At 70.5% G+C, this 21,125-nt stretch carries 20 protein-coding genes and 1 pseudogene; 11 read left to right on the top strand and 10 right to left on the bottom strand.

What is annotated here, in order from left to right; translation table 11 throughout:
* Positions 1-21: 21 nt before the first annotated feature.
* A complete protein-coding gene (locus tag AB0J12_RS34230) occupies positions 22-933 on the bottom strand; it encodes an ACP S-malonyltransferase (protein ID WP_363268541.1) in 912 nt (303 codons plus the stop codon).
* Between the two features lie 89 nt (positions 934-1,022).
* Complete coding sequence (locus AB0J12_RS34225; protein ID WP_363268540.1) at positions 1,023-2,228, bottom strand: helix-turn-helix domain-containing protein; 1,206 nt, start codon at positions 2,226-2,228, stop codon at positions 1,023-1,025.
* A gap of 386 nt (positions 2,229-2,614) precedes the next feature.
* Between AB0J12_RS34225 and AB0J12_RS34220 the strand changes: the two genes are divergently transcribed.
* Entirely contained in the window at positions 2,615-3,274 is a 660-nt protein-coding gene (locus AB0J12_RS34220; RefSeq protein WP_363268562.1) for a pirin family protein, read from the top strand.
* A gap of 85 nt (positions 3,275-3,359) precedes the next feature.
* Here the strand turns inward: AB0J12_RS34220 and AB0J12_RS34215 are convergent, their stop codons facing one another.
* Together AB0J12_RS34215 and AB0J12_RS34210 are read right to left on the bottom strand one after the other, a co-directional pair.
* Positions 3,360-4,178 (bottom strand): serine hydrolase domain-containing protein, encoded by an 819-nt coding sequence (locus AB0J12_RS34215; protein ID WP_363268539.1) that lies wholly within the window; start codon positions 4,176-4,178, stop codon positions 3,360-3,362.
* Between the two features lie 18 nt (positions 4,179-4,196).
* A pseudogene (locus tag AB0J12_RS34210) lies at positions 4,197-4,700 on the bottom strand (GNAT family N-acetyltransferase).
* Positions 4,701-4,796: 96 nt separating this feature from the next.
* On the opposite strand from AB0J12_RS34210, the gene AB0J12_RS34205 reads away from it, so the two are divergent.
* Both AB0J12_RS34205 and AB0J12_RS34200 read left to right on the top strand, forming a co-directional pair.
* Positions 4,797-5,291: a MerR family transcriptional regulator gene (locus AB0J12_RS34205; protein WP_363268538.1), complete on the top strand. Its 495-nt coding sequence runs from the start codon at positions 4,797-4,799 to the stop codon at positions 5,289-5,291.
* Positions 5,288-6,304 carry an aldo/keto reductase gene (locus AB0J12_RS34200; RefSeq protein ID WP_363268537.1) on the top strand — a complete coding sequence of 339 codons (1,017 nt, stop codon included), beginning with the start codon at positions 5,288-5,290 and terminating at the stop codon, positions 6,302-6,304. Before AB0J12_RS34205 ends, AB0J12_RS34200 begins: the two co-directional genes overlap by 4 nt.
* Positions 6,305-6,330: 26 nt before the next feature.
* Here the strand turns inward: AB0J12_RS34200 and AB0J12_RS34195 are convergent, their stop codons facing one another.
* The 3 genes from AB0J12_RS34195 to AB0J12_RS34185 all read right to left on the bottom strand — a co-directional run bounded on the left by AB0J12_RS34195 (position 6,331) and on the right by AB0J12_RS34185 (position 9,200).
* Positions 6,331-7,176 (bottom strand): DUF4429 domain-containing protein, encoded by an 846-nt coding sequence (locus AB0J12_RS34195; protein ID WP_363268536.1) that lies wholly within the window; start codon positions 7,174-7,176, stop codon positions 6,331-6,333.
* Between the two features lie 66 nt (positions 7,177-7,242).
* A complete protein-coding gene (locus AB0J12_RS34190; RefSeq protein ID WP_363268535.1) occupies positions 7,243-8,460 on the bottom strand; it encodes an alpha/beta hydrolase in 1,218 nt (405 codons plus the stop codon).
* 80 nt (positions 8,461-8,540) lie between these two features.
* A complete protein-coding gene (locus AB0J12_RS34185) occupies positions 8,541-9,200 on the bottom strand; it encodes a TetR family transcriptional regulator (RefSeq protein WP_363268534.1) in 660 nt (219 codons plus the stop codon).
* A 112-nt stretch (positions 9,201-9,312) separates the two neighbouring features.
* Here AB0J12_RS34185 and AB0J12_RS34180 point away from each other — a divergent pair, with 112 nt between their 5' ends.
* Complete coding sequence (locus AB0J12_RS34180) at positions 9,313-10,935, top strand: MFS transporter (protein ID WP_363268533.1); 1,623 nt, start codon at positions 9,313-9,315, stop codon at positions 10,933-10,935.
* Between the two features lie 309 nt (positions 10,936-11,244).
* Positions 11,245-11,556, top strand: a complete 312-nt coding sequence (locus AB0J12_RS34175) for a small hydrophobic protein (RefSeq protein WP_363268532.1) — start codon at positions 11,245-11,247, stop codon at positions 11,554-11,556.
* 122 nt (positions 11,557-11,678) lie between these two features.
* Here the strand turns inward: AB0J12_RS34175 and AB0J12_RS34170 are convergent, their stop codons facing one another.
* Positions 11,679-12,416, bottom strand: a complete 738-nt coding sequence (locus AB0J12_RS34170; RefSeq protein ID WP_363268531.1) for an ion channel — start codon at positions 12,414-12,416, stop codon at positions 11,679-11,681.
* Positions 12,417-12,553: 137 nt separating this feature from the next.
* Positions 12,554-15,301, bottom strand: a complete 2,748-nt coding sequence (aceE, locus tag AB0J12_RS34165; protein WP_363268530.1) for a pyruvate dehydrogenase (acetyl-transferring), homodimeric type — start codon at positions 15,299-15,301, stop codon at positions 12,554-12,556.
* Between the two features lie 431 nt (positions 15,302-15,732).
* On the opposite strand from aceE, the gene AB0J12_RS34160 reads away from it, so the two are divergent.
* The 6 genes from AB0J12_RS34160 (at position 15,733) to AB0J12_RS34135 (ending at position 20,189) form a co-directional block, all read left to right on the top strand.
* A complete protein-coding gene (locus AB0J12_RS34160; protein WP_361631961.1) occupies positions 15,733-16,170 on the top strand; it encodes a DUF3052 domain-containing protein in 438 nt (145 codons plus the stop codon).
* A 129-nt stretch (positions 16,171-16,299) separates the two neighbouring features.
* On the top strand, positions 16,300-16,758 hold the full coding sequence (locus AB0J12_RS34155; protein WP_363268529.1) for a peroxiredoxin: 459 nt from the start codon (positions 16,300-16,302) through the stop codon (positions 16,756-16,758).
* 132 nt (positions 16,759-16,890) lie between these two features.
* Positions 16,891-17,466: a calcium homeostasis/redox stress adaptation protein gene (locus AB0J12_RS34150; RefSeq protein WP_363268527.1), complete on the top strand. Its 576-nt coding sequence runs from the start codon at positions 16,891-16,893 to the stop codon at positions 17,464-17,466.
* A gap of 108 nt (positions 17,467-17,574) precedes the next feature.
* Positions 17,575-18,153, top strand: coding sequence for a TerD family protein (locus AB0J12_RS34145; protein WP_363268526.1), 579 nt, complete (start codon positions 17,575-17,577; stop codon positions 18,151-18,153).
* Between the two features lie 47 nt (positions 18,154-18,200).
* The gene (locus tag AB0J12_RS34140) at positions 18,201-19,346 is read left to right on the top strand and encodes a DUF475 domain-containing protein (protein ID WP_363268525.1); all 1,146 of its coding nucleotides are present in this window, start codon (positions 18,201-18,203) and stop codon (positions 19,344-19,346) included.
* Positions 19,347-19,451: 105 nt separating this feature from the next.
* Positions 19,452-20,189 carry a Tellurium resistance gene (locus tag AB0J12_RS34135; RefSeq protein WP_363268524.1) on the top strand — a complete coding sequence of 246 codons (738 nt, stop codon included), beginning with the start codon at positions 19,452-19,454 and terminating at the stop codon, positions 20,187-20,189.
* A 10-nt stretch (positions 20,190-20,199) separates the two neighbouring features.
* On the opposite strand, the gene AB0J12_RS34130 is transcribed toward AB0J12_RS34135, so the two are convergent.
* Positions 20,200-21,027, bottom strand: a complete 828-nt coding sequence (locus tag AB0J12_RS34130) for a TerD family protein (RefSeq protein ID WP_363268523.1) — start codon at positions 21,025-21,027, stop codon at positions 20,200-20,202.
* Positions 21,028-21,125 lie beyond the last annotated feature (98 nt).

The raw sequence follows: 21,125 nt of genomic DNA, 5'->3' as shown, positions 1-21,125 counted from the left end.
CGATTCGGCTCCTTGGGCGTCTCAGGCGTGCTCGGCGATGAGCTCGCGGGCCGCGTCGAGGTCGTCGGGGGTCTTCAGGGCGAACGCTCGTACTCCGGGCAGGGCACGCTTGGCCAGGCCGGTCAGGGTGCCGCCGGGGCACACCTCCAGCAGGGCGGTGACGCCGAGCTGCTGGAAGGTCTCCATGCACAGGTCCCAGCGGACCGGGTTGGCGACCTGGCCGACCAGGCGGTCCAGGACCTCCGCGCCGGTGGTGACGCTCTGCCCGTCCTTGTTGGAGACGTAGGGGACCGAGGGGTCGGCGGGCGTGAGGGCCTTGGCGGCCTCGGCCAGCTTGTCGACCGCGGGGGCCATGTGGTGCGTGTGGAAGGCACCGGCCACCTTCAGCGGGACGACCTTGCGGACGCCCTCGGGCTTGTCCTCGTTCAGCGCGGCGAGCTGCTCCAGCGTGCCGGCGGCCACGATCTGGCCGGCGCCGTTGATGTTCGCCGGGGTCAGACCGAGCTGGTGCAGGTGCGCGACCGAGACCTCCGGGTCGCCGCCGAGCAGCGCCGACATGCCGGTCTCGGTGATCGCGGCGGCCTCGGCCATCGCGAGACCCCGGGTGCGCACCAGGGTCAGCGCGGCGGTGTCGTCCAGGACGCCCGCGAAGGCGGCCGCGGTGATCTCACCGACGCTGTGCCCGGCGACCGCGCCGGGGCTCACGTCACCCAGTGCCGCGGCGGACAGGATGCCGGCCGCCACCAGCAGCGGCTGGGCCACCGCGGTGTCGCGGATCTCCTCCGCGTCGGCCTTCGTGCCGTAGTGGGTGAGGTCCAGTCCGATGGCCTCGGACCAGGCGGCGACGCGGTCGGCCGCGCCGGGCAGGTCGAGCCAGGGAGTCAGGAAGCCGGGCGTCTGAGCGCCCTGGCCGGGAGCGACGAGTACGAGCACTCTCACACTCTCTCTTGGGGACGGCCGTGGCCGCCCGTGAGGACAAGGACGAAGAACACGAGGGGGTTTTGTGGGCCCCCGACAAAACATTAGGTCTGGGGATCACCGTCGGCCAGACGCCCCAGAATCAGTGCGATGCGCAAGGTGAACGCCGAGCGTACATCGGAAGGCGACCAGCCGGTGACGTCAGTCACACGTCGAAGCCGGTAGCGCACGGTGTTGGGGTGAACGAACAGCATCCGGGCGGCCCCCTCCAGACTGCTCGCCTGTTCCAGGTAGACGGCGAGCGTCTCCAGCAGCGCGGAGCCCGCCTCCTCCAGCGGTCTGTAGATCTCCTCCACCAACTGCTCGCGCGCCATCGGATCACCGGCCATCGCGCGCTCCGGCAGCAGATCGTCCGCGAGCACCGGCCGCGGTGCGTCCTGCCAGGCCGAGCAGGCCTTCAGGCCCGCTGCCGCGGCCTGCGCGGACCGGGTCGCCGCCAGCAGGTCCGGCACGATCGGGCCGGCCACCACCGGGCCCGCCGCGAACGGGCCGATCAGCGACTTGGCCACGGCGAGGGGGTTGTCGCTGCCGCCCGCGACGACCACCAGCCGGCTGCCCAGCACCCCGGTGAGGACCTGGAGCTTGGCGTGCCGTGCCGCGCGCCGGATCGCCTCCACGGTCAGTTCGCTGTCCCCGTCGGGCGCGGTGCCCAGCACCACGCACACATGCTCCGGCGAGTTCCAGCCGAGCGCCGCGGCCCGGCTGACGGCGCCCTCGTCGGCCTCCCCGCTCAGCACGGCGTTGACGACGAGCGACTCCAGGCGGGCGTCCCAGGCACCGCGTGCCTCGGCGGCCTGCGCGTACACCTGGGCGGTGGCGAAGGCGATCTCGCGGGCGTACACGAGCAGCGCCTCGCGCAGCACGCTCTCGTCACCCGGGGCGGCCACCTCGTCGATGGCCGACTCCATGACCTCGATGGTGGTGCGCACCATCTCCACGGTCTGCCGCAGCGTGATCGCCCGGGTCAGCTCGCGCGGCGCGGTGCCGAAGACGTCCGTCGAGATCGCCTGCGGGGTCTCGGGGTGCCGGAACCACTCGGTGAAGGCGGCGATGCCCGCCTGGGCGACCAGCCCGATCCAGGAACGGTTCTCCGGGGGCATCGCCCGGTACCAGGGCAGCGTCTCGTCCATCCGCGCGATCGCCTGCGCGGCGAGCGAACCGGAAGACTTCTCCAGCCGCTTCAGCGTCGCGGCGTGCGGATGGACGGGGCGCGGTACGGGGTCGGCATGACGGGATTCGGGTTCGGGCACGGGGACAAGACTGCCTTATCGGGCCGCCGACGTGTGCCGCCGGGTCCGCTCACCCCCACCCGACGACACCCACGGCCGCCCGCGGCCCGCGGCCCCGGCGCCGGGGGTTGCCCTCGGGGCCGCGCCTCGGGTGCCCACGGGCTGGTGCCTGACGGCCCTCGGCCCGGTGCCCGGGCTGCCCACGGTCCGCTGCCCGAGGTCCGGCGCTCAGGTCCCTGGCGTCGATGTCCCGGGGCAGCCCCATGCATGCCCTCGGGCCGGCACGCCCGCGTGCCCATGGGCCGGTCGCCGCCGGGGCGATCGCCCGTCCCTGCCCGCGGCCCGCCCCGGGAGGCGCCCGCCGATGCCGTCCGGTGTCGCCCGGCAGGGCTACCGTGGGGTTCGTGATGGTGGACGTACGGCGTGCGGGCGCGCGCTACCCCGGTGGGGATCCGGCGGTCGGGATCGAGTCGTGGCACTCCTTCTCCTTCGGGCCGCACTACGACCCGGACAACCTCCGCTTCGGCGCGCTGATCGCCTGCAACGAGGAGCGCCTCGCGCCCGGCGCCGGCTTCGACGAGCACCCGCACAGCCACACCGAGATCGTCACCTGGGTCGTCGAGGGCGAGCTGACGCACCGCGACTCCACCGGTCACGAGACGCGGGTGCGCCCCGGCGACGTGCAGCGCCTCAGCTCGGCCGTGGGCGTGCGGCACGTGGAACGCAACGACGGCACCGCGCCCCTGACCTTCGTGCAGATGTGGCTGGCTCCGCTGGAGCCGGGCGGCGAGCCGTCGTACGAGATCGTCCGCGGCATCGCCGACTCCACCCCGTACGCCGTACCGGAGGCCGGGGCGCTGCTGCACGTGCGGCGCCTAGGGGCGGGGGAGCGCACCGCAGTGCCGGATGCGGCTCATGTGTACGTCCACGTCGTGCGCGGCCACGTCCGGCTCGGGCAGGAGCGGCTGGGGCCGGGCGACGCGGCCCGCGTCACGGACGCGAAGGACCTTCGGCTTCCGGCGGAGTCGGCCGCGGAGGTACTGCTGTGGGAGATGACCAGCGGCTGATGACCAGAGGCAGACGACCGCGGGAGATGGGCCGCGGGAACGGCCCGTCGGAAATGACCCGCGGGAGATGGCCCGCCGGAGATGCCTAGCGCAGCTCCGCCCGCACCGCGTCCGTGAACGCCGGCCACGCCTCGGTCGCCCACGGCCCGAAGGCCCGGTCCGTCAGGGCCACACAGGCCGCGCTCGCGTCCGGGTCGATCCACACGAACGTCCCCGACTGCCCGAAGTGCCCGAAGGTGCGCGGAGACGACGAGGCGCCCGTCCAGTGCGGCGACTTGCCGTCGCGGATCTCGAAGCCGAGACCCCAGTCGTTCGGGTTCTGGTGGCCGTAGCCCGGCAGCACACCCTTGGTCCCCGGGTACTGCACGGTCATCGCCTCGGCGACCGTGCGCGGATCCAGCAGCCGCGGCGCCTGCACCTCGGCGGCGAAGCGCAGCAGGTCCGCGACCGTCGACACGCCGTCCTTGGCCGGGGAGCCCTCCAGCGAGGTCGCCGTCATGCCGAGCGGCTCCAGCACCGCCTGCCGCAGATACTCGGCGAACGGGATGTCCGTCGCCTTGGCCACATGGTCGCCCAGCTGCTCGAAACCGGCGTTGGAGTACAGCCGCCGCTCCCCGGGCGCGGCCGTGACCCGGTGCTCGTCGAAGGCGAGACCGGAGGTGTGCGCCAGCAGATGCCGCACCGTCGACCCCGCGGGCCCGGCCGGTTCGTCCAGCTCGATCGCGCCCTCCTCGTAGGCGACGAGCACGGCGTACGCCGCGAGCGGCTTGGTCACCGAGGCGAGCGGGAAGCGCCGGTCGGCCGGCCCGTGGGTGCCGAGCACCGTCCCGTCGGCCCGTACGACGCCCGCCGCGGCGGTGGGAACCGGCCAGTTCTCGATCAACGCGAGGCTGTTCAGCGACATGCCGACGAGCCTAAGCGCTCACAGCGTCAGCTCCATCAAGGGGTCGGGCTTGCGGACGAAGCCCATCGACGCGTACAGCGGCTCGGCCTCCGCCGACGCCGTGAGATGCACATAGCCCGCGCCCCGCTCCCGGAACCACGCCAGCAGCTCCGCCATGCACGCGCGCGCGTACCCTCCCCCAAGCTCTCGGCTCCGCTCGAGCAGGGGGACCCCATCTGCGCACGTCCGGGTCGGTCGCCACGCTGAAGACGAACCCGGCCGCCCCGCGCGGATGACCCGCCCGCCCGATCCGGTACTCCAGCGTGCCCACGACGAGCGCGGCCGGCGCGCCGGGCCGCTCGGGGTGGTCCACGACGAAGGCGGCGAAGTCCCCGTCCGGGTCCGACAGACGCGCCCGCAGACCGGGCAGCGACTCGGCATGCCACTCGGCGGCGGGCTCGCGACGCACGGCGTCGATCATCACCTGGCACAGCCGGAGCAGCTCCCGGCGTCCTCCGCCACAGCACGACGTACTGGTCTCATGCGGCCTACGGTACTTACATCGCGAGCTCATGTCCCCCTGTTTTCTTACGGAATCCGCTTGCTTGGAGTGCACTCCAAGGCCATAGCGTGGGGGTCATGACGGTGATGCAGACCACGGTCACGGCCATTCAGGAGGCCGAGGACACAGCCACCCGAACGAACATCTGCTCCGCCCCGCCCCCGCGGCACCCCCGCCCCGACGGGCAGGACCGCTACACGATCAGCGAGGTCGTCGCCTTCACCGGCCTGACCGCCCACACCCTGCGCTGGTACGAGCGGATCGGACTGATGGACCACATCGACCGCTCGCACACCGGCCAGCGCCGGTACAGCAACCGCGACCTGGACTGGCTCGACCTCGTCGGCAAGCTGCGGCTGACCGGGATGCCGGTCGCCGACATGGTCCGGTACGCGCAGCTCGTGCGCGAGGGGGACAGCACGTACGCCGAGCGCCACGAGCTGCTCGAGGCGACCCGCCGGGACGTCCTGGCCAGGATCGCCGAGCTGCACGACACCCTCGCGGTGCTCGACAGGAAGATCGGTTTCTACGCGGAGGCCGGACGGCCCCGCGAGGCGGAGAGGACACGATGACCGACGCCAGGATCCCCACGGCACGACTCGGCGACCACGGCCCCGAGGTCGGCGTACAGGGGCTCGGCTGCATGGGCATGAGCTTCGCCTACGGCCCCACCGACGCCGAAGAGGCCAGGGCCACCCTGGAGCGGGCGCTGGACCTGGGCGTCACGCTGTACGACACGGCGGACGCCTACGGCGACGGCGACAACGAGCGCTTCCTCGCCCCCTTCGTCAAGGCGCACCGCGACGACCTCGTCATCGCCACCAAGTTCGCCCTGTCGATCCCGCCGGACGACCCGACGAAGCGGATCATCCGCAACGACCCGCCCTATATCCGCCAGGCCGTCGAAGCGAGCCTGAAGCGCCTCGACGTCGACGTGATCGACCTGTACTACATGCACCGGCGCGACCTGAACGTACCGATCGAGGACAGCGTCGGCACCATGGCCGAGCTGGTGCGCGAGGGCAAGGTCAAGCACCTGGGCCTGAGCGAGGTCACCGCCGACGAGCTGCGCGCCGCGCACGCCGTCCACCCGATCGCCGCCGTGCAGTCGGAGTGGTCGCTGTTCAGCCGGGACATCGAGGCGAAGGTGGTGCCGGCCGCCCGCGAGCTGGGCGTGGCCCTCGTGCCGTACTCCCCGCTCGGCCGGGGCTTCCTCACCGGCGCCTTCACCAGCGCCGACACGGACCTCAGTGCCGACGACTTCCGCCGCCAGCAGCCCCGCTTCACCGGCGACAACGCCACCGCCAACGCGGCCCTGCTGGACCCGATCCGCACCGTGGCCGCCTCCCACGGCGTCTCCCTCGGCCAGGTCGCCCTGGCCTGGGTCCAGCAGCAGGCGGCCGTCCACGGTCTCCCGGTGATCCCGATCCCGGGCACGCGCAAGCGGAGCAGGGTGGAGGAGAACACGGCGGCGACGAGGATCAGGCTGACGGACGAGGAGCTGTCCCTGCTCGACCCGATCGCGGCGAAGGTCGCCGGCGACAGGTACGCGGACATGACGTTCACGTCGGCGGGCAGGGAGTAGCGGAGCCGCCCTGGACGAGAAGGCGCCTACAGCTCGGAGAGCAGTTCCGCCTTCTTCATGGAGAACTCCTCGTCGGTCACCAGCCCCGCCTGATGCAGTTCCCCGAGGTGCCGGATCCGCTCGGCGATATCCGCAGGGTCACGCCGAGCGGCCGGCACCGACACCGCCGGCCGGCGGTCCCGCACCGCGGCCAGTACGGCGGCCGCGAACGGCAGCGATTCGTGCACGGGCCCGTACCCCAGCCCGAACACGACCGCGGCCGGATCCTGATCCGGGGGGACGGGCGCCCCGGTGTCGCCGTCCCGCGGTATCAGCCGCAGGTGCCCCTCGAAGACCTCGGGGGAGCGCCACTCCACCCCGCTGAGGCCGTCCACCGGAAAGCTCTGGTCGCCGGCCTTCCACTTCGCCGACGACGCACCCGTCCACGACCAGCGGAAACGAACCGTCGTCCCGTCGAAGGACGCCTTCGCGTCGTACGCCTTGAACGCCCGCGGCGGCCCCGGCGCCTCGATCAGGAACCGCCCGGCCGGGCCGGACTCGGTCAGCAGGCCGCGCAGCTCGTCGGCGTAGTACTCGGCGAGCGTCTCCTTCTCGGCCGGCAGCACCAGCCGGTAGGGGTCGCCGGCCTCCTTCAGCTGACCGTCGGCCGCCTCCAGCAGCGGATCGGCCCCGGGCCGCGGCACGGCACGCAGCACGACCGTGCCCCGTTTGCCGGGCGCCAGCGTCACCGACTCCAGCGCCGCGAGCGGGACGCGCCGCTCGCCGAGCGCCTGGAACAGCTTCGGTGTTCGAATCCCCCGTTCGTAACGGATGAGCACGGAGTCGGACTCGAACTCCCAGGCGGCATGAAATCCGGCCAGTACGTCACCCATGCGGCTCATCGTAAGCGGCTCCGCTTCTTCGGCCCATCCCCCCGCAGACCGCACTTCCTGCTGTCTCTACGCGCGTCCGGCCATCGAGGCACCGGACAAACCCACCCGGCAGGCGCCGTCGTCGTCGCCGCAACTCACCGAGTCATATGCGCCGACGCCGATGTCGGCGAAGTTGCGCAGGCTGTCCGTGCCGGGTTCGAAGTAGCCCGCGTGTCCGTCCGCGTCCCGCGCCGACAGCACCCGCGCGCCGAACGCCGGCGACACCGGGTCCGCGCCGTGGCCGAGACCGCCGAACTCCAGATACGGCACGTCCTGGATCCAGTCGGTGGCGTCCCGCATCGCCCACACCTGGGCGGAGGTGCCCAGACGCGCCGCCTTCGTCACCCGCATGCCGGGGCTGCCCGCCACCGCGATGTCGGACACCCGGCCCGGCAGCGCGCGCGCGGCGACCCCGCACACCACGGAGCCGTAGCTGTGGCAGAACAGCGAGACCGGTGAGCGTCCGGGCAGTGCGCGCACCAGCGCGTTCAGGCGTACGGCGCCGTCCTGGGCGCGCATCGCGGTCGCCGAGTCGATGCCGAGGCCGGCGGGCGCGGTGTAGTCGGCCCAGGCGATGACGGCCGTACGGGTCGAGGGGCTCGCCGCCCGCTCGGCGGCGTACAGCGAGCCGGCCATGCCGACCGGGGCCGAGTATCTGCGGTAGGTGCGCTGGAAGGTGGACAGGTCGGTGTCCACGCCGGGCACGATCACCGAGATGCGCTCGGCCTTGTCGAGGTCGCCGAAGACCTCGGCGGCGCGGCCGGAGCCGTCCGGGTCGAAAGCGAGGATCTGCCGCCCGTCACGCAGCATCGACTCGTACCGGTGCATCCGCTTGCCCGCCGCCTGCTGCCCGGCCCTGCTGAGCCGGGTGTCGTGCATGCGGTCGCGCTCGGTGCTCGCGGCCTGGGCGAGCGCGACGCGGTTGGCGTGGTAGCGCAGCTGGGCCGGGGCGCCGTTCATATTGCCGACGGCGAGCGGATAGCGGCGGGCGAGCGACGCCCGCTCCTGCGCGGTCAGCGAGGTGAAGAACCGCGTGAGGCGGGCGGGGCCGGCGGCCGGGTCGGGCAGCCGGTGGCCGTGCACCCGGCCGTGCTCCCAGTCCGAGAGCGACGCCTGCAGTGCGGTGCTCTCCGGCCCGTGGCGCAGGGCCGTCCAGCCGGTGGTCGCCAGCATCACGAAGACGACGGCCAGCGCGAGCAGCATGCGCCAGACGTTCAGGTGTGGGGAGGTGTCGAAGGAAGTCACTGGGAGGACACACTAGGAGAACGAGAGGGTCTCGCGTGAACCGAGTGACGGGGATCACGTTTCGTAAACGCGCCGCGGGGTCAGGTGGTGCGCCAGTTGCCCCTGATGGCCGGGCCCACCTGATCGAGGTACCGGGCGGTGAGTTCGCGCATCGCCTCCACGCTGCCGTCCTCGCCCACGCTCCACTGCCGCTCGGTGACCCTTATCACCCCGCCGAAGACGGCCACCACGAGCCGCGGTCGCGGGTCGGCGTCCACGTCGACGCCCTCACGATCGGCCAGCACCCGCGCGATCTTCTCCTCCGTCTCGGCGGAGCGGCGCAGATGCGCGGCGAGCAGCACCGGGGTCGACTCGATCATCCGGTACATGCGCAGGTACAGCTCGACCGGGACGACCGCCTCGATGGACTCGCCGATCCGGTCCCAGCCCTCCACGATCGCCTGACGCAGCGCCTGCATCGGCGTCTCGTGCGGCGGGCGGCCGCGCACGGCCTCCAGGAAGTACGCCTCCGTCATGGCCTGCAGGGCGAGGGCGGCGTCCTCCTTGCTCGCGAAGTAGCGGAAGAAGGTGCGCTGCGAGACGTCGACGGCCTCGGCGATCTCGTCGACGGTCGTCTGCTCGTAGCCCTGGGTGGTGAACAGCTCCAGGGCGGCCCGCACCAGCGCGTCCCGGGTGCGCTGCTTCTTGATCTCGCGCAGCCCCGGCCGCGGTGCCGTGCGCGGGGTCCCGAGCGTGCCCACAGTCCTCCTTCACAACGGTTGCCCCAGTTCAGGCTATCCGTCAGTGTCGTGTCAGTTACCGGCTTGTGAATTGGTTTGTCAATTGTCAGTGACTGTCACTAGCCTCGAACACATGACTAGTCAGATCACCCTCGACAAGACGGGACCGGGGGACGGCGGCCCGTCGGACGCGTCGGGGCAGGCGCCGGGCGCCAGCGGCCTGCGCGGCCATCCGTGGCTCACCCTCATAACCGTCGCGGTCGGGGTCATGATGGTGGCCCTCGACGGCACGATCGTGGCCATCGCCAACCCGGCGATCCAGAAGGACCTCGGCGCCACCTTCCAGCAGGTGCAGTGGATCACCAACGGCTACTTCCTGGCCCTCGCCGTCTCGCTGATCACGGCCGGCAAGCTCGGTGACCGCTTCGGCCACCGCCAGACCTTCCTGATCGGTGTCGTCGGCTTCGCCGCCGCCTCGGGTGCGATCGGGCTGTCCGACTCCATCGCGCTCGTCGTGACCTTCCGCGTCTTCCAGGGCCTGTTCGGCGCGCTGCTGATGCCGGCCGCGCTGGGCCTGCTGCGGGCGACCTTCCCGGCCGAGAAGCTCAACATGGCGATCGGCATCTGGGGCATGGTCATCGGCGCCTCCACCGCCGGCGGCCCGATCCTCGGCGGTGTGCTGGTCGAGCACGTCAGCTGGCAGTCGGTGTTCTTCATCAACGTGCCGGTCGGTGTCCTCGCCCTGCTCCTCGGCCTGCTGATCCTGCTCGACCACCGCGCGCAGAACGCCCCGCGCTCCTTCGACATCCTCGGCATCGCCCTGCTGTCGGGCGCGATGTTCTGCCTGGTCTGGGCGCTGATCAAGGCCCCCGAGTGGGGCTGGGGCGACGGGAAGACGTGGCTGTTCATCGGCGCGTCGGCCCTCGGCTTCGGCCTCTTCGCTCTGTGGGAGACGAAGGTCGCCGAACCGCTCATCCCGCTGAAGCTGTTCCGCTCGGTGCCGCTGTCCGCGGGCGTGGTGCTGATGGTCCTGATGGCCATCGCCTTCATGGGCGGCCTGTTCTTCGTCACCTTCTACCTGCAGAACGTGCACGGCATGAGCCCCATCGACGCCGGCCTGCACCTGCTGCCGCTCACCGGCATGATGATCGTCGGCTCCCCGCTGGCCGGCGCGCTGATCACCAAGCTGGGCCCGCGCGTGCCGCTCGCGGGCGGCATGGCCGTCACCGCGATCGCCATGTACGGCATGTCGACGCTGAAGGTGGACACCGGCAGCGGTCTGATGTCGCTCTGGTTCGCCCTGCTGGGCCTCGGCCTCGCCCCGGTCATGGTCGGCGCCACCGAGGTCATCGTCGGCAACGCGCCCATGGAGCTGTCCGGCGTCGCCGGCGGTCTCCAGCAGGCCGCGATGCAGATCGGCGGCAGCCTCGGCACGGCCGTGCTGGGCGCCGTGATGGCCTCCAAGGTGGACAGCGACCTGCCCGCCAACTGGAAGGACGCCGGCCTGCCGCCGCTCACCGGCCAACAGCTCGGCCAGGCCTCCGAGGCCGTCCAGGTGGGCGTGGCCCCGGTCCCGCCGGGCACCCCGGCGCAGATCGGCGAGAAGATCGCCGGCGTCGCGCACGACACCTTCATCTCCGGCATGAGCCTCGCGTCACTGGTCGCCGCCGGCGTTGCCGTGGTCGCGGTCTTCGTCGCCTTCCTCACCAAGCGCGGCGAGAACGCCGACGCGGGCGCGGGTGCGGCACACATCTGACGCAACGTCAGGAAAGTTCGCTCATCAGGGTGACAGCGCGGAGGATCCCACCCCTCCGGCGCCGGGCACACGTCACATTGGGTCAAGCCCTCCGGTACGGCACGTTCTCCGGGCATCCTCGCCCGACATGTGCGCGCCCCGCCGGAAGGCGGGCCCGGACGTCGCCGCGCTGCCGGAGGGGGACAGCGCGCCGACTCCCGGGTTTTTTCTTGAAATCCGAACTCCCGGCGGCATGACCGCGCCAAGCCGGGTTACTCGAAGCGACAGAACCCCGATCCACTTCAACTGACCCCGGGGTTCTGGGAGTTGATGATGACGGGCTTCGGCAACGGAACGCGCGGATACCCCCGGTCACGTGGCCGGATGTGGTCACGGACCGGGCCGGACCGCGCGACGCTCGGCATCATCGGAGCCGTCTGTGCGGTCGCCGGTTTCTTCACCCTGGGGATCGTCCTCGGTCCCGCGGCGATGGCCTGTGGATGGTTCTCCTTGGGCCGCACCTGGTCGGGCGCCTCCCGCCAGACCCCGGCCCTGGTCGCCTTCGTGCTGGGCGCCATCGACACGCTCCTGGCCCTGCTGTGGCTGATCGGAGCGACCACCCCGGGCAGCGGTCTGCTGTAACCGGGGACAAACCGGGAGCGAACCGGCGAAGAAAGCCGGGGAGGAACCGGAAAGAAAAGGGAAGGACCCCTGGCACCGGCCGGGGGCCCACCCCTGCGCGGACGGCCGCGACGGTCACCCGGTCATCCGCGCCCCGACAGCGCCCGCAACTCCGCGACCTCGGCCCGCAGCGCCCGGACCTCCTGCGTCAGGGACTCGATCGCCTCCGTCTGGCGCCGCTCCTCCACGTCGTCCTTCTCGAACCGGGCGATGAACCACGCCGCGATGTTCGCCGTCACCACACCGAGCAGCGCGATCCCGGACAGCATCAGCCCGACCGCGATCAGCCGCCCCAGGCCGGTCGTCGGCGCGTGATCCCCGTACCCCACGGTCGTCATCGTCGTGAACGACCACCACAGCGCGTCACCCAGCGTCCGGATGTTCCCGTGCGGAGCCGACCGCTCCACCGACAGCACCGCCAGCGAGCCGAACATCAGCAGTCCGACGACCGCCCCGACGACGTACGTGGTGAGCCGGATCTGGTTCGCCATCCGCGCCCGCCGGCCCACCAGCAGCAGGGTCGCGACGATCCGCAGCAGGCGCAGCGGCTGCAGCACCGGCACCACGACCGCGCACAGGTCCAGCCAGTGCCTGCGCACGAAGCGCATCCGGTCGGGGGCGAGCACCAGCCGGACGAGATAGTCGGTGGCGAACGCCCCCCACACGACCCACTCGACGACCGTGCAGGCGAGGGTCACGGGCCGCCCGGCGGAACCGTCCACGATCGGCACGGCGTAGGCGACGGCGAACAGCACGGCGAGCGCCAGCAGCGGCCGCTGGGTGCGCTGCTCCCAGCGGGTCTGCGCCGTTTGTGCGTCCATGCAACGCATCGTAAAGAACACATAAGGGCGGTGGAGACTCGAGCTCCACCGCCCTCAGGTCCGGCGGAGCCCTGAGCCCCACCGCCCTCAGGTCCGGCGGAGCCCCGAGCCCCACCGCGCCTCGCCCCCGGTAGGGGTTACGCGTCGCCGCCCGCCGCCCCCGGGTCCGCCGCCGTGACGTCGAGCAACTGGTAGCGGTCGACGGCCTGCTTGAGCACCGACCGGTCGATCCTGCCCTCACGCGCCAGCTCGGTCAGCACCGCCACCACGATCGACTGCGCGTCGATGTGGAAGAACCGCCGGGCGGCGCCCCGGGTGTCCGCGAAGCCGAACCCGTCCGCGCCGAGCGACTGGTACGTGCCGGGCACCCATCGCGCGATCTGGTCCGGCACCGACCGCATCCAGTCGGAGACGGCCACGAACGGCCCCTGCGCCCCGGACAGCTTGCGCGTCACATAGGGCACGAGCTGCTCCTCCTCCGGGTGCAGCAGGTTGTGCTGCTCGCAGGCCACCGCCTCGCGGCGCAGCTCGTTCCAGGAGGTCGCCGACCACACATCGGCCTTGACGTTCCACTCCTCGCCGAGGATCTTCTGCGCCTCGATCGCCCAGGGCAGCGCCACGCCGGAGGCCATGATCTGCGCCGGGATCGAGCCGGCCGTGCCCTCGGTGAACCGGTAGATGCCCTTGACGATGCCCTCGGCGTCCACGTTCTCCGGCTCGGCCGGGTGCTGGATGGGCTCGTTGTAGACGGTGAGGTAGTAGAAGACGTCCTCGCCGTGCGGGTGCTCCTCGGAGCTGCCGTACATCCGGCGCAGCCCGTCCTTGACGATGTGCGCGATCTCGAACCCGAAGGCCGGGTCGTACGCCACGCACGCCGGGTTCGTGGAGGCCAGCAGCTGCGAGTGGCCGTCGGCGTGCTGCAGACCCTCACCGGTCAGGGTCGTACGGCCGGCGGTCGCGCCCAGGACGAAACCGCGCGCCAGCTGGTCGGCCATCTGCCAGAACTGGTCACCGGTGCGCTGGAAACCGAACATCGAGTAGAAGACGTACACCGGGATCAGAGGCTCGCCGTGCGTGGCGTACGCCGAGCCCGCCGCGATCAGCGACGCCGTACAGCCCGCCTCCGAGATGCCGTCGTGCAGCATCTGCCCGGTCGGCGACTCCTTGTAGGCGAGCAGCAGCTCGCGGTCCACGGACTCGTACTGCTGACCCAGCGGGTTGTAGATCTTCGCACTCGGGAAGAAGGAGTCCATGCCGAACGTGCGGTACTCGTCCGGCGCGATCAGCACGAACCGCTTGCCGAGTTCCTTGTCCCGCATGAGGTCCTTGAGCAGCCGTACGAACGCCATGGTCGTGGCGATCGACTGCTGACCGGAGCCCTTCTTCACGGTCGCGTACGTCTTCTCGTCCGGCAACGACAGCGGCTTGGAGCGCACGAGGCGGGTCGGGACGTACCCGCCGAGCGACTTGCGCCGGTCGTGCATGTACTGGATCTCCTCGGTGTCCCGCCCCGGGTGGTAGTACGGCGGGGGCCCGCTCTCCAGCTCCTTGTCGGAGATCGGCAGGTGCAGCCGGTCGCGGAAGCCCTTGAGGTCGTCGACCGTCAGCTTCTTCATCTGGTGCGTGGCGTTGCGGCCCTCGAAGTTCGGGCCCAGCGTCCAGCCCTTGATCGTCTTGGCCAGGATGACCGTCGGCTGGCCCTTGTGCTCCTTGGCCGCCTTGAACGCCGCGTAGATCTTGCGGTGGTCGTGGCCGCCGCGGCCCAGGTGCAGGATCTGGTCGTCGGTCATGTTCTCGACCATCGCGCGCAGCCGGTGGTCGTCACCGAAGAAGTGCTCGCGGATGTACGCGCCGGACTCGGTGGCGTACGTCTGGAACTGCCCGTCCGGCGTCGTGTTCATCCGGTTGACCAGCACACCGTCGCGGTCCTGGGCGAGCAGCGGATCCCAGGTGCGGTCCCAGATGAGCTTGATCACGTTCCAGCCGGCGCCCCGGAAGACCGACTCCAGCTCCTGGATGATCTTGCCGTTGCCGCGCACCGGACCGTCCAGGCGCTGCAGGTTGCAGTTCACCACGAAGGTCAGGTTGTCCAGGCCCTCGCGCGCGGCGATGGACAGCTGGCCGAGCGACTCCGGCTCGTCCATCTCGCCGTCGCCGAGGAACGCCCACACGTGCGAGCCCGAGGTGTCGGCGATGCCGCGCGCCTCCATGTAACGGTTCATGCGCGCCTGGTAGATCGCGCCGATCGGGCCGAGGCCCATGGAGACCGTCGGGAACTCCCAGAAGTCCGGCATCGAGCGCGGGTGCGGGTAGCTGGACAGGGCGTTGGGGTACTTCGACTTCTCCTGGCGGAAGCCGTCCAGCTGCTCCTCGGTGAGCCGGTCGAGCAGGTACGCGCGCGCGTAGATGCCCGGCGAGGCATGCCCCTGGAAGAAGACCTGGTCGCCGCCGTCGCCCTCGTCCTTGCCGCGGAAGAAGTGGTTGAAGCCCACGTCGTAGAGCGAGGCGGAGGAGGCGAACGTGGCGATGTGCCCGCCGACGCCGATGCCCGGGCGCTGGGCGCGCGAGACCATCACGGCCGCGTTCCAGCGGGTGGCGTTGAGGACCTTGCGCTCGATCTCCTCGTTGCCGGGGAAGAACGGCTCGTCCTTGGTGGCGATCGTGTTGACGTAGTCCGTGCTGCGCATCTCGGGCACGGCCACGCGCTTCTCGCGGGCCCGCTCGATCAGCCGCAGCATCAGATAGCGCGCCCGCTCCCGGCCGCGCTCGTCGATGGCGGCATCGAGCGAGTCGAGCCACTCCTGGGTCTCTTCCGGGTCGAAGTCGGGGACCTGACTCGGAAGGCCGCCAATGATGATCGGGGTGCGATCGGATCCGGAAGCCACGCTGATCCTTACCTGTCGAGGGACCTGTCGAAAGGGACCTGTCCACCTGGCCGTGTTGCCGCCGACCCCATCGTCCACCCCGGGTGGGGCGCACGTCATCTCCGACGCCGTCACTACCGCGAGGTAATCCGAGGGTCGGCCGGGGTGCGAAACTCATTCGAGTCTCGTACCCACGCGTGGTTCCCAAACGCCCAAAGGGGGCAGAAAGGTGTGGTGCGCATCACCCGGGTCTGAGATCCTGTGCCGTAAGTTGCGGCGACACGGCCTGGAACGTCACCGTTTCGGCGGTCCGAACCGCCGGGTACTTGCGCGATCCGTCCCGCCCGTGTGGACTACGGCCAATGCTTCGCGCACGCGCGTGGCTGAGAAATCCCCCAAGCTCTTGAGGAGCAGGGGGTACCCCCAACCAAGACATGATCAGGAGGCAACCCGTGAGCGCGACCGCGGACCACGCGGAGGAGCGGACGAACCCTGCCGGCAGGCTGGGGTTCCAGCCCGGGCAGGTGGTCCAGGAGATCGGCTACGACGACGACGTCGACCAGGAGCTCCGCGAGGCCATCGAGGAAGCCATCGAGGGCGACCTGATGGACGAGGACTACGACGACGTGGCCGACGCCGTTGTGCTGTGGTTCCGTGACGACGACGGCGACCTGACGGATGCGCTGGTGGATGCCACCACGTACATCGAGGAGGGCGGGGCGATCCTGCTCCTCACGCCGAAGACCGGCCGTTCGGGATACGTCGAGCCCAGCGACATCTCGGAAGCCGCCACCACGGCAGGGCTGACGGCGTCCAAGAGTGTCAGCGTGGGCAAGGACTGGAGCGGCAGCCGGCTTGCCACGCCGAAGGCGGCCAAGTCGAAGCGATGAACCACGTGCCCGGGCGGGCCGGCCGACGCCGGCCCGCCCGCAGGCCTGCCGTCGCCCCCAGGTGATCGCCTCGTAGGGTGGAACCGAGCGTTCTCACCCGAACAGCGCACCGAAAGGGACGTAACGACGATGGCGATCCAGGTCGGCGACAAGGCCCCCGACTTCGAGCTGAAGGACAACCACGGCCGGACCGTGAAACTGTCCGACTTCCGCGGCAGCAGCAACGTCGTCCTGATCTTCTACCCGTTCGCCTTCACCGGCGTGTGCACCGGCGAACTGTGCGAGGTCCGCGACAACCTGCCGCAGTTCTCCGACCGCGACACCCAGGTGCTCGCCGTCTCCAACGACTCCATCCACACCCTGCGCGTCTTCGCCGAGCAGGAGGGCCTGGAGTACCCGCTGCTCAGCGACTTCTGGCCGCACGGCGAGGTCTCCCGCGCCTATGGCGTCTTCGCCGAGGACAAGGGCTGCGCGGTGCGCGGCACCTTCGTCATCGACAAGGAGGGCGTCGTGCGCTGGAGCATTGTCAACGCCCTGCCCGACGCCCGGGACCTGAGCGAGTACGTCAAGGCCCTCGACACCCTCTGATCCGGGCCGACACCCGGCGATTGTTGCGCTCCAGGGCCTGCGGGGTGCGGGAACCCGTTACTAGGATCGGTTCGTTGATCCGATGTCACAGCACGACGGGGCTCCCCGCCCCCGAACACCAATGGAGGACTCGTGGGAGTCAGCCTCAGCAAGGGCGGCAACGTATCGCTGACGAAGGAGGCCCCGGGCCTGACCGCGGTCATCGTCGGTCTGGGCTGGGACGTGCGCACGACCACCGGCACGGACTTCGACCTCGACGCCAGCGCGCTGCTGCTGAACAACTCCGGCAAGGTCGCCAGCGACCAGCATTTCGTCTTCTTCAACAACCTCAAGAGCCCGGACGGCTCCGTGGAGCACACGGGCGACAACATCACCGGTGAGGGCGAGGGCGACGACGAACAGATCAAGATCAACCTCGCCGGCGTCCCGGCGGACGTCGAGAAGATCGTCTTCCCGGTGTCGATCTACGACGCCGAGAACCGCCAGCAGTCCTTCGGCCAGGTCCGCAACGCCTTCATCCGCGTCGTCAACCAGGCGGGCGAGCAGGAGATCGCCCGGTACGACCTGAGCGAGGACGCCTCCACCGAGACGGCGATGGTCTTCGGCGAGCTTTACCGAAACGGCGCCGAGTGGAAGTTCCGCGCCATCGGCCAGGGCTACGCCTCGGGTCTGCGCGGCATCGCGCAGGACTTCGGCGTGAACGTCTGAGCCGCAGACACACCCGCCTGAAAGGCACCGTCCGGCGCCGCGCGGTTTGCGCGCGGCGCCGGACGCGCAGGACCACCACACAGGCACCACCAGGGGAGGACCAGCATCATGGGCGTCACGCTCGCCAAGGGGGGCAACGTCTCCCTGTCCAAGGCCGCACCGAACCTCACCCACATCATGGTCGGACTCGGCTGGGACGCGCGCTCCACCACCGGCGCACCGTTCGACCTCGATGCCAGCGCCCTCCTGTGCGGCGCCGGCAACCGGGTGCTGGGCGACGAGTGGTTCGTCTTCTACAACCAGCTCAAGAGCCCGGACGGCTCGGTGGAGCACACCGGCGACAACCTCACCGGTGAGGGCGAGGGCGACGACGAGTCGATCCTGATCGATCTCGCCAAGGTCCCGGCGCACTGCGAGAAGATCGTCTTCCCGGTCTCCATCCACATGGCCGACGAGCGCGGCCAGACGTTCGGCCAGGTCTCCAACGCCTTCATCCGTGTGGTCAACCAGGCGGACGGCCAGGAACTCGCCCGCTACGACCTCAGCGAGGACGCCTCCACCGAGACGGCCATGATCTTCGGCGAGGTCTATCGCTACCAGGGCGAATGGAAGTTCCGAGCCGTGGGACAGGGGTACGCGTCGGGGCTCCGGGGCATCGCTCTAGACTTCGGGGTCAACGTTTCGTAAAGCCGAGTACGGCGCGGGGGGACCCGTACCTACGGATTGGGTAGCCAGTGCTTCTGAAAACCTTCGGCTGGTCGTTCGCGATTACCGCGGTCGGCCTGGTCGCTGCGGTCTTCTACGGGGGGTGGGAGGCCTTCGGCGTCGTGGCGATCCTCTCCATCCTCGAGATCTCGCTGTCGTTCGACAACGCGGTGGTCAACGCCGGAATCCTGAAGAAGATGAGCGCCTTCTGGCAGAAGATCTTCCTCACGGTGGGTGTCCTCATCGCCGTCTTCGGCATGCGGCTGGTCTTCCCCGTCGTCATCGTCGCGATCAGCGCCAAGATGGGCCCCCTGCAGGCCGTCGACCTCGCGCTCAACAACAAGGACCGCTACCAGCAGCTGGTCACCGACGCCCACCCGGCGATCGCCGCGTTCGGTGGCATGTTCCTGCTGATGATCTTCCTCGACTTCATCTTCGAGGACCGGGACATCCAGTGGCTGCGCTGGATCGAGCGGCCGCTGGCCAAGCTCGGCAAGGTCGACATGCTGTCGGTCTGCATCTCCCTGATCGTCCTGCTGATCACCTCCTTCACCTTCGCCACCCACGCCCACCAGCACGGCGGCGCGCACGCCGACAAGGCGCAGACGGTCCTCATCGCCGGCATCGCCGGCCTGATCACCTACATGGTCGTCGGCGGCCTGTCCGGCTACTTCGAGGACAAGCTGGAGGAAGACGAGGAACGCGAGCACGAGGAGGAGGAAGAGGCCGCCCGCACCGGCAAGAAGCGCTCCCCGGTCACCCTGGCCGGCCAGGCCGCGTTCTTCATGTTCCTCTACCTGGAGGTCCTGGACGCGTCCTTCTCCTTCGACGGCGTGATCGGCGCGTTCGCCATCACCAACGACATCGTCCTGATGGCCCTCGGCCTCGGCATCGGCGCGATGTACGTCCGCTCGCTCACCGTCTACCTGGTCCGCCAGGGCACCCTCGACGACTATGTCTACCTGGAGCACGGCGCCCACTACGCCATCGGCGCCCTCGCCGTGATCCTCATGGTCACCATCCAGTACGAGATCAACGAGGTCATCACCGGTCTCGTCGGCGTCGTCCTGATCGCCTGGTCCTTCTGGTCCTCCGTGCGCCGCAACAAGGCGCTCGCGGCGGCCGGGGGAGACGCGGGCTCCGACGACAAGACGGAGGTCCCCTCCGGGGTGTGACGACCTCCCCGGCGAGGGAACGCTTCACGGCGGGGCGGCTGCGGAGGACGACTCCTCCCGGACAGCCGTCCCGCCGGTCTGTGCTGTGACACCTGGGGGCGGGAAATGGGACTCTTCGACGGGCTGCTCGGCGGACGCGCCGCCGACTTCGACTCGGGCAACGCCGCGACCAACGCCATCGAGCTGACCAAACGGCACCGCCAGGTCTCCCTCACCAAACAGGGCGCCGCCACCGGCAACCTGCGGATCAACCTGGCCTGGCGGATGCGCACCTCCGACATCGGCGGCTCCCAGCGCGAGAGCCTGCTGCGCCACCCCTTCCAGGCCCTCAAGCCACCGGAGGTGCTCGAACACAGCCAGTCCATGGTCAACGTCGACCTCGACCTGGGCTGCCTGTACGAGCTGACCGACGGCACGAAGGGGGTCGTCCAGCCGCTGGGCGGCTATCTCGGCGACGTCAACGCACCGCCGTACGTCAAACTCAGCGGCGACGACCGGTTCGGCTCGGGATCGGGGGAGACGATGTACGTCAACCTCGACCACCGCGAGGCCATCAAACGGCTGCTGGTCTTCGTCTACATCTACGACCAGACACCGGCCTTCGACCGTACACACGCCATCGTCACGCTGTACCCCAGCAACGGGCCGCGGATCGAGATCGGCCTCGACGAACGGCACCCGCAGGCCCGCTCCTGCGCGGTGGTGATGATCGAGAACGTGAAGGGCGAACTGGTCGTCCGGCGCGAGGTGAAGTTCGTGTACGGCTTCCAGGGCGAGATCGACCGGCTGTACGGCTGGGGGCTGCAGTGGGGCAGGGGCTACAAGGCCAAGGCCGAACGGTAACCGGGCGACGTCACCGCCCGACGAACTGCGGCCCCATCGGCGGCAGACGGAAGTCCGGGTCCGGGGCGCCGGTCACCGGCTGCGGATAGCCGTAGCCGTCCGCCGCCGCCGGGGGGTAGCCGTACGCCGGCCGGCTCTCCGCCTGCGGATAGCCGTACGCCGGCTGCAGCGGGGCCGTGGGCGGCGGCTGCTGGGGATAGCCGTACCCCGGCTGGGCCGGCACCGCCGACGGCGCTTCCGGCGGCAGGGGCTGGGACGGCGGTGCGGTGGCCGCCGGCTGCTCCCCGGCCGCCTCCTCCGACTCGTCCACCGAGATGCCGAAGTCCGTCGCCAGGCCCTTCAGACCGTTGGAGTAGCCCTCGCCGAGCGCGCGGAACTTCCAGCCCTCGCCCCGCCGGTACAGCTCCCCGCAGATCAGCGCCGTCTCCTCGCCGGTCTCCGGCCGGATCGCGAAGGACGCCAGCGCCTCCCCGTCCACCGCGGCGTCGTACAGCAGGATGCTCAGGTCCCGCACCCGGTCGAAGGCGACCCCGTCCGCCGAGGCGACCAGCACGATGCGCGAGACCTCCGCCTCCACCCCCGTGAGGTCCGCCTGGATCGTGTCGGTCAGGCCCTCGGCCAGCCGCTTCTTGCCCAGCCCCCACACCGCCCCCGACGGATGCCGGGGCTGGTTGTAGAACACGAAGTCCTCGTCCGAGCGCACACGGCCGTCGGAGCCCAGCAGCAGCGCCGAGGCGTCCACGTCCGGCACACCCTGCCCCGGCGACCAGCGCAGCACGGCACGGACCGTCGCGGCCTCGACCGGGACGTTCGACCCCTTCAGCATCGCGTGCGTCATGCCGTCATCCTGCCTGCTGAGTCCTGTCCACGACAATGCGGGGTGGTCCCGCGCCGACACGGCGCTGCCTCGGGTGTGTTACCGGAAATTCATGCCCC

The organism is Streptomyces sp. NPDC049915, assembly GCF_040656475.1.
Taxonomy (GTDB): domain Bacteria; phylum Actinomycetota; class Actinomycetes; order Streptomycetales; family Streptomycetaceae; genus Streptomyces.
This window is presented reverse-complemented; position numbering and strand designations above follow the sequence as displayed.